The sequence below is a fragment of the Kitasatospora sp. NPDC059571 genome (genome assembly GCF_042735675.1).
Lineage (GTDB): Bacteria > Actinomycetota > Actinomycetes > Streptomycetales > Streptomycetaceae > Kitasatospora.
This window is the reverse complement of the sequence record NZ_JBHWBW010000585.1, coordinates 1-4,292: the sequence shown is the minus strand read 5'-3', so window position 1 is coordinate 4,292 and position 4,292 is coordinate 1. Positions and strand designations below refer to the sequence as shown.

Genomic DNA, 4,292 nt, shown 5'->3' with positions numbered 1-4,292 from the left:
TTCTCGGACATCGACGAGATCCGTCGCACCGCCGAGTACTGCAACCAGATGGGCGGCGCCGCGGGCCGCCGCCCCGCCCCCGGCGCCCGCCCCCCGCCCGGCCCGCCCGCTTCGGCGTTTCCGCCAGCGCGAGGGCCGTCGGGCTTCGGACGTACGGCCCGTCGGCGGGCACCGCCGCCGTCGTGGGGGTGGGTCCGGTCCCCTCCCGCGCCGCGGGGGCGGTCCGGCGGTTCGCCGCCGCGGCGGGACCGGGGAGCGTCAGCCCTCGGAGTCGCGGGCCAAGCGCCGGCGGGCGGTCGCGCCGCGGCGCTCGATCGGCAGTGTGCCGGTGGCGGCGCCGAGGCCGTACGGGGGCATGTCGCCGTAGATCGACTCGTACGAGCCGGGCGGGACGATGTACGTCTCGTGCCAGATCCCCACGTGCCGGCGGGCCTTGCGCTCGAAGCGGTTGATCATCGCCCAGCCCTTGCGGTGCAGGTTGTCGGGCGCTGACGCGTAGGCGAGCAGCTTCTCCTCCGACTCCCAGTACTGGACCACGTAGTAGGTGCGCGGCGAGCCGCTGAGCAGCTGGTGGCCCAGCAGGCCGCTCTGCGGGTCGCGGGAGAGCTCGCGCAGCATGCGCGGCATGGCGATGAACACCGGGAGCCAGTGGTGCGGTGCCCAGAAGTGGTTGATGCGCCCCTCCGCTGCGGCAGTGGTCCGACCGGGTAACGGCTTTGCGAACACGGCGCCCCCTATCGTCGGGCCATCACATGGTTGGATAGCCCCACTCTTCAATGAATTGGATAGTGGCACTCCTCAAGGACGGGGGCAAGGGGATGCGCCTTGCAGATCTCAGCGAGCAGAGCGGCGTCTCCGTCGCCACGGTCAAGTACTACCTGCGCGAAGGGCTGGTGCCGCCCGGACGCCGCGTCAACGCCACCCAGGCCGAGTACGACGAGACCCACCTCCGGCGGCTGCGGCTGGTGCGGGCGATGATCCAGGTCGGACGCATTCCGGTGGCCACCGTCCGTCAGGTGCTGGCCCACGTCGACGACGAGTCGCTGGGCCTCACCATCCGCCTCGGCGCATCCCTGTGGGCCCTGCCCCACAGCACGGAGGGCACGGAGGGCACGCCCGGCGGCTCCCCGGACATCGCCGACCCGTCACATGCCGCCGCACTCCGCATCGTCGACGACCTGCTCGCCCGGCTCGACTGGACGACGGCCCGCGACATCGGCGAGCGCTCGCCCGCCCACCGCGCCCTGGTCGGCGCGCTCGCCACGCTCGACCGGCTCGGCTTCCCCTTCGCAGCCGACGACCTCCTGCCGTACGCCCGGTACATGGAGCAGGCCGCCGCGCACGACCTCGACCGCATGGAACTCGCCCCCACCCCGCAGGAGCGGGCCGAATACGCCGTGGCCGGGGCGGTCCTCTTCGAACCGGTCCTGCTCAACCTGCGCCGGATCGCCCAGTCCGAGGAGGCCGGCCGCCGGTACGGGCTGTGATCGGGATCCCGATCACGTGTCCGCGTGAGCCGTACGGGAGAAACCCGCCCCGAGCGGGCGGTCCCGACGGACCCACGGGCGGTCAGGTCGGGCCCCGGCTGCGCCCGGGACGGTGCGCACCGATCTGCGACCGCACCCTCACCCGTCCGCCGAACGGATGGCTGCACCGGCCGGGCCGGAGAGGCGGGAGCCGACGGACCGTCATGACCGATATATCCCTTCCTAAGGCATTCATCACATGACCGGAAGGGAGACCGAGCCGTGGCTCACGTCGACGCCGTGGTGACCGGAGCCGGAGGGTTCATCGGCGGGCACCTCACCGCCGCCCTCCTCGCCGAGGGACGGACCGTCCGCGCAGTGGACCGCAAGCCCCACCAGGAGTGGTACCAACTCCACCCCGGCGCCCAGAACCTCGTCCGCGACCTCTCGCTGCGCGAGTCCTGCCAGGAGGTCATGGCCGGCGGCGCGGGCGAGGTCTACCACCTGGCCGCCGACATGGGCGGCATGGGCTTCATCGAGAGCAACAAGGCCGCGTGCATGCTCTCCGTCCTCTCCAGCACCCACATGCTGCTCGCCGCCCGCGACCACGGCGCCGACCGGTACTTCTACTCCTCCTCCGCCTGCGTGTACGCCGCCGACAAGCAGACCGAGGCCGCCGTCCTCCCGCTGCGCGAGGAGGACGCCTACCCGGCCCTGCCGGAGGACGGCTACGGCTGGGAGAAGCTCTTCTCCGAGCGGATGGCCCGGCACTTCCTGGAGGACTACGGCATCGCCACCCGCACCGCCCGCTACCACAACGTCTACGGGCCGTACGGCACCTGGGACGGCGGCCGGGAGAAGGCGCCGGCCGCGGCCTGCCGCAAGGTCGCCACCGCCGTGCTCACCGGGGCCGACGCGATCGAGATCTGGGGCGACGGCGAGCAGACCCGCAGCTTCACCTACATCGACGACTGCACCACCGGCACCCTGCGGCTCACCCGCAGCGCCGTCACCGAGCCCCTCAACATCGGCTCCGACCAGCTGGTGACGGTCAACCAGCTGTACGGCCTGGTGGAGGAGATCGCCGGGGTGCGGCTGGAGCACCGCCACATCCCGGGCCCGCTCGGTGTCCGCGGGCGCAACAGCGACAACACCCGGATCACCAAGGAGCTCGACTGGGCGCCGTCGATCCCGCTGCTCACCGGCCTGGAGCAGACCTACCGCTGGGTGTACGACCAGGTGCGGGCCCGCCGCGACGGCCGCCCGCACCAGCGCTGATGACCACGGCGCCGCCGCGGGTCGACGTGCTCGGCGTCGGCATCAGCGCGGTCGGCCCGGACACCGCCCTCGCCGAGATCACCCGGTGGATCACCCAGGGCGAGCGCGGCTACGTGTGCGTCACCGGGGTCCACGGGGTGATGGAGTCCCAGCGGGACCCCGGGCTGGCGCGGATCCACAACGCCTCCGGGCTGACCGTCCCGGACGGCATGCCGATGGTGTGGGCCGGCCGCCGGGCCGGCGCCGCCGGGATGAGCCGGGTGCCCGGCCCCGCCCTGATGCTCGACGTGCTCGCCCGGGCCGCGGAGCGGGGCTGGAGCTCCTACCTCCACGGAGGCGGGCCCGGCGTGCCGGAGCTGCTCGCCGAGCGGCTGCGGGAACGCCTGCCCGGTCTGCGGATCGCGGGCACCCACTCGCCGCCGTTCCGCCCGACCACGCCCGCCGAGGACGCCGAGACCGTCGCGCGGATCAACGACAGCGGCGCGGACCTCGTCTGGATCGGCCTCTCCACCCCCAAGCAGGAGCGCTGGATGGCGGCGCACCGCGCCGCGCTGACCGCGCCCGTCCTGCTCGGCGTCGGCGCCGCCTTCGACGTCCACGCCGGACTCCAGCAGCTGGCCCCCGGCTGGATGCAGCGCAACGGGCTGGAGTGGTCGTACCGCCTCGCCAAGGAACCGCGCCGGCTGTGGCGGCGCTACCTGCGCAACAACCCGGCCTACCTGGCGCGGATCGCCCTGCGGCCGCCCCGGATGAGGGAAGCGAACTGACGATGGCGCCGCTGCGGATCGCCCTGGTGCACAGCTTCTACGCCTCGGGGCAGCCCAGCGGCGAGAACGAGGCCGTCCGGGACCAGGCCCGCGCGCTGCGCGCGGCCGGGCACGAGGTGACACTGGTCGCCGCGCACACCGACGAACTGGCCCGCAGCGGGCTGTACCCGGTGCGGGCCGCCGTCACGGTCGCGGCCGGGCGGGGGCGGTCGCCGGCCGCCGAACTCGCGGCCTTCGCCCCCGACGTGGTGCACGTCCACAACCTCTTCCCGAACATCGGGCGCGAGTGGGTCCGGCACTGGGCCGGCCCGCTGGTCGCCACGCTGCACAACTACCGCCCGCTGTGCGCCGGCGCCACGCTCTACCGGGACGGCGCGCCGTGCCGGGCCTGCCTGGACGGCGACCGGCTCGCCGCGCTCCGCTACCGCTGCTACCGCGGATCCCGGCTCGCCACCGCCCCGCTCGCCTGGGCCAACCGCCGCGGGCCGGAGGGCGATCCGCTGCTGGGGCGGGCCGACCGGCTGGTGCTGCTCTCCGAACTCGCCCGGCGCACCTACCTGGACGCCGGGCTGGCGGCCGAACGCACCGCGCTGATCCCCAACTTCGTCGACGACCCGGCACCGTGCCGGGCAGGCGGGGAGGGGCGGCGCTGGGTCTTCGTCGGCCGGCTCACCGCCGAGAAGGGCGTCGTGGCCGGACGACTGGCGGACCTGGTGATCGCCGTGGAACCGAACGCCGACCTCCTGGCAGCCTTCGACCGGTACGGCGGCACGGGAAAGCC

5 protein-coding genes are annotated in these 4,292 nt (G+C 73.9%); 4 read left to right on the top strand and 1 reads right to left on the bottom strand.

What is annotated here, in order from left to right:
• Positions 1–258 precede the first annotated feature (258 nt).
• A complete protein-coding gene (locus ACFV0G_RS36015; RefSeq protein WP_380557029.1) occupies positions 259–726 on the bottom strand; it encodes a DUF4188 domain-containing protein in 468 nt (155 codons plus the stop codon).
• Between the two features lie 92 nt (positions 727–818).
• Here ACFV0G_RS36015 and ACFV0G_RS36010 point away from each other — a divergent pair, with 92 nt between their 5' ends.
• The 4 genes from ACFV0G_RS36010 to ACFV0G_RS35995 all read left to right on the top strand — a co-directional run.
• A complete protein-coding gene (locus ACFV0G_RS36010) occupies positions 819–1,487 on the top strand; it encodes a MerR family transcriptional regulator (protein WP_380557028.1) in 669 nt (222 codons plus the stop codon).
• A 261-nt stretch (positions 1,488–1,748) separates the two neighbouring features.
• Positions 1,749–2,744 (top strand): NAD-dependent epimerase/dehydratase family protein, encoded by a 996-nt coding sequence (locus ACFV0G_RS36005; protein ID WP_380557026.1) that lies wholly within the window; start codon positions 1,749–1,751, stop codon positions 2,742–2,744.
• The gene (locus ACFV0G_RS36000) at positions 2,744–3,511 is read left to right on the top strand and encodes a WecB/TagA/CpsF family glycosyltransferase (protein WP_380557024.1); all 768 of its coding nucleotides are present in this window, start codon (positions 2,744–2,746) and stop codon (positions 3,509–3,511) included. The genes ACFV0G_RS36005 and ACFV0G_RS36000 overlap by 1 nt, the downstream gene beginning before the upstream one ends.
• Before the next feature lie 2 nt (positions 3,512–3,513).
• The coding region (locus ACFV0G_RS35995) for a glycosyltransferase (protein ID WP_380557022.1) at positions 3,514–4,292 on the top strand (779 nt) is incomplete at its 3' end.